We start from the raw sequence: 5,672 nt of genomic DNA, 5'->3' as shown, positions 1-5,672 counted from the left end.
TAACTGCTCTCTCGATAACAAACTCATGTGTACGTCCTCCCAAACTTGTACTCCCATTTTACTGGGGTTGGGAGTTTACACAAAATATTTTACACCCTCTGATAGTGCGCTCCATACAACTTGCACAGTATTAGAGGGGGTCCCCACATCCTCGTATCCATCGTTTAATGACGCAACAAATGTATCAGTTTCCGCTTTGTACGAGGTATATTGTGTTGTTTCTGGCGAAACCCCCATAGACGATACTATTTGTCCTGTGGTTTCGTCAGTAATTGTTAGACTCCATCCCGAGGGAATCGGTTGGCTAGTGATTGCACTCAAGCTTGTACTAGAACCAGTTGCACAGAATAACGGATTTGCAGAAAGGCTAATTGAGCCTGTCCATGGATTGTTCCATGAAACGGATGTTGTCCCCGACGCTAAAATTTGCCCAGTTGAATCATTGATAATTTCACCCGTATAGTTCACAGAGATTGTAGCACCAGACGCAGGGTACTCCGTCTCCTGATAAGTCCCTGTTTGTGTAGTAAGTCCAGTAGCATTCCACATGTCTGAACCATTTCCAGTAGGCGTGATACTCACGGAAAAACCTGATGGAAGAGGTACGTCAACGGAATATGAAATTGTGGATGGTTCCCCAGGCACGTTATTCTGTGGATTCGCCCCCATCGAAATTGTTGGATCTGTCCAAGTCACGGACACCGTGGAAGTAGAAAGCAAAGTGCCCGACGTGTTGTAAAGTTTGGCTGTGTAAGTAACTTTGGTTGCGTCACCATTTTGAGGGCTTTCAGTTTCAGCCCAATTATCACTTGTGTTCGTGTCGCTTGATTCGAACCACATATCTTGTCCGCCTGTTCCGGTGATCGTCACATAATCATTAGAGGTCATGCCTACTGTGGTATAGGAAATTTGTGCTTGCTGCCCAGAGAACACTTGTGTTGGATTGGCAGTTAAAGTCACCGTAGGCTGCACCCATGTAACCGGTACAATATTGGACGTTAAAGATGGTGGATTGTTATATGGCGTAACACCAGGATCCCACAACTCAGCCTCGAAGTTCTGCGTACCTGCCGTGTTACTTGTATATGGCGCCGAATACTTCTCGTACTCTCCCTGATCATTTACGCCATAAGTAAAACCGGGGCTACCTGTATACTGTCCAGGTGTAACAATTTGTCCGGTATCCGAGTTAATAATCTGTACAAACTCGCCACTAGGGGCTGCACCTGAGTTCGGATCTGGTGGAACCGTGACTGTTAGAGTTGTAGGAGAGCCCACTGCTAATGTGGTTGGATTCGCTGACAAATCAAGTGAAGTTGTATTAGGTTGAACGGCCGCACCAGCATAATTCACAGTCACTTGATTAGATGTTGCGACAATGCTATTCATGGGGCCAATGATATTTGCAATATAATTTACCGTTTGTGGTTTATCGTCAGACGCTGAGGTAGTGGCAGAGACGTTACTTGCGCTCTGATACGAGTTTCCACTAATTAGTGTGTTATCTCCGCTTTCATCAATGATTTGTATCGTATCCCCTGCTGGCGCTTCACTTGCCGTAGCAGTAAGCTGAGTCGAACCACCTGCTGGGACATTGGTTGGATTCGCTGACAATGTAATACTCGGCCCACTCGTCGTGCCTGAAGTTGTGCCAGGTTGAACGGTGAACGATGTTTCTGCATACGTAGCAGCCGGCCGGTCTACTCCATCTCTGACATAAAAATATGCAGTATAACTGCCGGGAGCCAAAGTAGAAGTGTTAAAACTTGCTGTATCTGTATTCTGACCGGATCCGCCAGATTCCACTTGCATTGTGCTTATATCGTCTGAGTTGTCACCAAGAATCCAACTGCTAGTCCCCGTTGAGTTATTTACTACTTCTACAGCATCGTAGTGGTGAGTGAAATCAGATGACAAATGCTCAGTAGAGACTAACGTGAGTGTTGCCTGTTGCCCTTGCGTCACAACCCCAGCGCTGCTTCCTGAAACACTGATGCTATTCGCAGACGGTGGATTGGTTTCATAGATGGTGTATGTGGAATTTTCAATGGGGACAGATTTGCCGTTGAACGTTTCTGTCTTCCCTGAGTCAGTGATTTGGCTATTCCCTTTCGCGAAATAGGCGCCAGAAGCGGTGACGAGCGCGGCAAAGGAGTCGTATTGAAGGTGTTTATTGAATTCAGCCGTGTCTTGGAGAGAAATAATATAATTATTCTGAGATAAGTAATTTTCAACATAGTTAACGTTCCCTCCAAGGCGGTTGACCCAATCTGAAACATTGGTTGACCCGGTCGATGAATCACCAATGAACAGATAACCGTTGTTTGCATTTTGACCGTAAACGTCCGCTTGAAGAAACGGCCAGTCTCCCTGTCCATCTTTTGAGCCATCCGGTTTGTAGACAACATCATGAACTTCGGCAGCGTAGAGGTTTTGGTTTTTCAAAGCCGAGTATGCGCCGTTATCAACCACCGTTAATTCGTCGCCATTAGTGTCCATAGCAAGCGTGCTTCCAACCTTGACAATATTGCTTAACGAAGACTCGCCAGTCCACATCGTATATGCAAAAGCATTTTGAACGAATACAGCAATAGAAATAACTCCTGCACCCAGAAGGCTCGCACTTGTTAATAACCACTTTCGTTTAGTCATAGAATCAACCTCGCGTATATAAAGAAATGAGCCACCACTTTTAGAGTAGGCGACTCAAGAGATTGATTCTGTTCTAAAAATGTGATGATTTAGGGTGCCGGTTGCTCATTGTTCCCATCAATAGGTTCAGTAAAGATTGGGGAGCCACTTGCAAGACTAGGATAAGCAATACTCCATCCTTCCAAATTATCGTTCAGAGCACTTATCCCAATGCTCGGTCCCCACTTTGTATCATTTTGGAACGACCACGTTACTCCCCCGGTATCTCCTACTCTTGAAGTCCCTCCTGTGATGTATCCTTTCTTCCATGTACCATCGTCTGCCCTCCACACTAGTTTTTCAGACGTATTTGTGACGTCTGGAAGGGTTAAATTCACCGTATCGCCCGAAACAGTTGCTGTTAACTCATCATAATATTTTTCCGTCTGGGATAATGCTTTCTCATACTGTTGCGGCGTCAAGGTTTGCGGAACGATTGATACGTAATTGATAAAGTTACCGTACATCGGAACGTGCAGGTGATGTACGCCGTTTACAACACGATCCCCTGTCAACCACCACTTCAGGTTAGACAGGATAGTCGATTCGTCACTCGATGAAATCACACTAGACGAATTGGTCACGCTCGTTCCTTGGAACAATGCTCCTTCACTTGCCCACGTATAGGGGTCGGTTGAGGATTCGTATTCGAGGTTAAAGGGGATAAACGTCCCTGCTTTCGTTATTTGGCCAGTCGAAGAAGTTACGTTGTATCTCAGCGTATAGCCCTTAGATTTCTCTGCCCACGCGGCCAGCCAATTTGCCACATCACCTGCGGTTACCGGATCAGATGTCGGCGCCACACCAGCTTCATCCATCGTTGCGTGCGTAACAACGTCATAGTTAATTGAGTTGAACACGTCCCACATGGCGTTCGCCATCGTATTTTGAGAGATACCCTGAGCGTTTGTATTGATGGTCCACTTGGCAGTATTGCCGTTCCACACGTCACCCGATGCTGGAATGCCGAGCACCTGATTCAACAACTGCTGTACGTAATAGATAGGCATAAACGTCGTCGATTGCCCTGATGACGGATCGACGTCGATGAGAACTGGTGCGTGTTCTATGGTTGTTCCATTTACGTTGATAGCTGCGCCAGATCCTTGAGAAATGACGTTTGGTTTTGCTCCGGATACGGTGAGAGTCCACGTTTTTGCAGAACCGTTCCAAACGTCTGATGACGATGAGATACCAAGAGCCTTGTTGATGAGTTGTTGTACATAAAATATCGGCATATATGTGGTTGCCGGAGTACCAGCGACGAATTTATCAGGCTTAGAAACCACCGAACCATTGAGAACGATGGTCGCTACCTTCATTGTGTGTTTCGAAGTCGCGGCATCGACGGATGTGGCGAACATCGTTGGTACGAGTGTGCCGAGTGTTATCGCAACTGCGGCAATTGCTGTACGCTTCATGTTTTTCCTCCATTCCTCTTCTTAATCTTAGTTTAGCAGGTATTTTTGGGCTGCATTGCCAACTCAAAGATAAAATATCCCCACACCTTTTAGGTTAACGTAGCAAAAATGTACTTTCCGCTACGGTTTCGCGCTATTTCATCAGAAAAAAAGTTCCCCTCACCGACTATCTATAATGACGTGTCGCTATGTGTGTTACTTTCTGAATCGCCACCATGGCCTTTTTGGCAGTTCCCGACTTGCAGCAACTTCTTTCCTAATCTCCAATAGTTCTTCTGTAATATGGATTTTTAAATCGTTCATTTGACTTTCAAGCTCAGATTTTATTTCTTCTCGAACTGTTTCTCTCATCTCTTCTTTTGCTATAGACCCAAATTGGCGCCCTGCACTTTCTACAATTTCTCGAAGTTCATTACTCCTGGTTTGGTCAACATGCGTATCTTCCGAAATGAATGACGGTTTACTGTATTGTTTCGCAAGGATCTCCGCTATTTGCTTCACATCCATGTCGGATTCCTCACTCAACCTTCGCATATCGATTATCATTTCAATTTCAATGTCGGAGAATCTACGGTCTCCACGGTCATTAATACGTGTAAATGTATATCCTGCGGCTTCAAGTAATGCACAGTATTTGCGAATAGTAACTTCTTTCATTTGAGCGGAAATGGCTACGGCTTTTGTGTTCCAGCGTGGTTGGAATCGAATATCCTCCATATCGGTTCACCTCATCGCGACAATACGATATGAGCTCTGTCATAGTCTGTCGAAAGGTGAGATCCAATAGAAAAAGAAGCAGACCCATCACTTGATCGTAGGATGGTGTCCGCTTGTAGTTGTGCTCTGGCTTCCTTGGAGATTTAACGGATTGACAGAATAAAATTCAAAGACTCACGACTTTAATGAGAAAATTTCAGCGCAAAAGATAACGTTAAATACCACTTCATTCCGATGTCTTACGTACAAGAAGGCCATGCGCGTTTAATCCATCGGTTAAGATTGCATTCACAAGGTCAGAGAGAACTCCTCGACCATACTCACTTTTTATTGCATTTAAGGCATCGTCCACTTCTGGCATCAAGTAAAAGCCTCTATATCGTTTTTCAACCTTTTGTGGTCTTCTTAGGACCTCAGCGATGTTTGTAGTGCCTGACGTTTGAGAAGTTTCCACTTGTACGCTAGCCACATTGCTGGCTTTGTTGCTCGGTACTTCGCTAGCCGCATTGCTAGCTTTGTTGCTCGGTACTTCGCTAGCCATGTTGCTATCTTTGTTGCTCGGTACTTCGCTAGCCGAATCGTTAGCTTCGTTGCTCGCTTCTTCGCTAGCCGAATCACTAGCTTGGTTGCTCGGTACTTCACTAGCCACATTGTTAGCTTTGTTGCTCGGTACTTCGCTAGCCATGTTGCTATCTTTGTTGCTCGGTACTTCGCTAGCCATGTTGCTATCTTTGTTGCTCGGTACTTCGCTAGCCGAATCACTAGCTTGGTTGCTCGGTACTTCACTAGCCACATTGTTAGCTTTGTTGCTCGGTACTTCGCTAGCCATGTTGCTATCTTTGT

The 5,672-nt window shown here is 45.4% G+C and carries 4 protein-coding genes; all 4 read right to left on the bottom strand.

Annotated elements, in window-relative coordinates:
- Nucleotides 1-75: 75 nt before the first annotated feature.
- On the bottom strand, nt 76-2,652 hold the full coding sequence (locus J3482_RS19315) for a hypothetical protein (RefSeq protein ID WP_206922973.1): 2,577 nt from the start codon (nt 2,650-2,652) through the stop codon (nt 76-78).
- Between the two features lie 89 nt (nt 2,653-2,741).
- Nucleotides 2,742-4,112: a hypothetical protein gene (locus tag J3482_RS19310; protein WP_021297475.1), complete on the bottom strand. Its 1,371-nt coding sequence runs from the start codon at nt 4,110-4,112 to the stop codon at nt 2,742-2,744.
- Between the two features lie 195 nt (nt 4,113-4,307).
- On the bottom strand, nt 4,308-4,829 hold the full coding sequence (locus J3482_RS19305; RefSeq protein WP_021297474.1) for a hypothetical protein: 522 nt from the start codon (nt 4,827-4,829) through the stop codon (nt 4,308-4,310).
- 226 nt (nt 4,830-5,055) lie between these two features.
- A partial coding sequence (locus tag J3482_RS19300) for a hypothetical protein (RefSeq protein ID WP_206922972.1) occupies nt 5,056-5,672 on the bottom strand: 617 nt, incomplete at its 5' end.

The organism is Alicyclobacillus suci, assembly GCF_017329615.1.
In the GTDB taxonomy this organism is placed as follows: Bacteria; Bacillota; Bacilli; order Alicyclobacillales; family Alicyclobacillaceae; genus Alicyclobacillus; species Alicyclobacillus suci.
The sequence above is the reverse complement of the archived record's forward strand: the minus strand, read 5'-3'. Positions and strand labels throughout refer to the sequence as shown.

Coding starts and splice junctions, on each gene's coding strand:
- J3482_RS19310 (WP_021297475.1), bottom strand. CDS start 4,112: ATGAAGCGTACAGCAATTGCCGCAGTTGCGATAACACTCGGCACACTC.
- J3482_RS19315 (WP_206922973.1), bottom strand. CDS start 2,652: ATGACTAAACGAAAGTGGTTATTAACAAGTGCGAGCCTTCTGGGTGCA.
- J3482_RS19305 (WP_021297474.1), bottom strand. CDS start 4,829: ATGGAGGATATTCGATTCCAACCACGCTGGAACACAAAAGCCGTAGCC.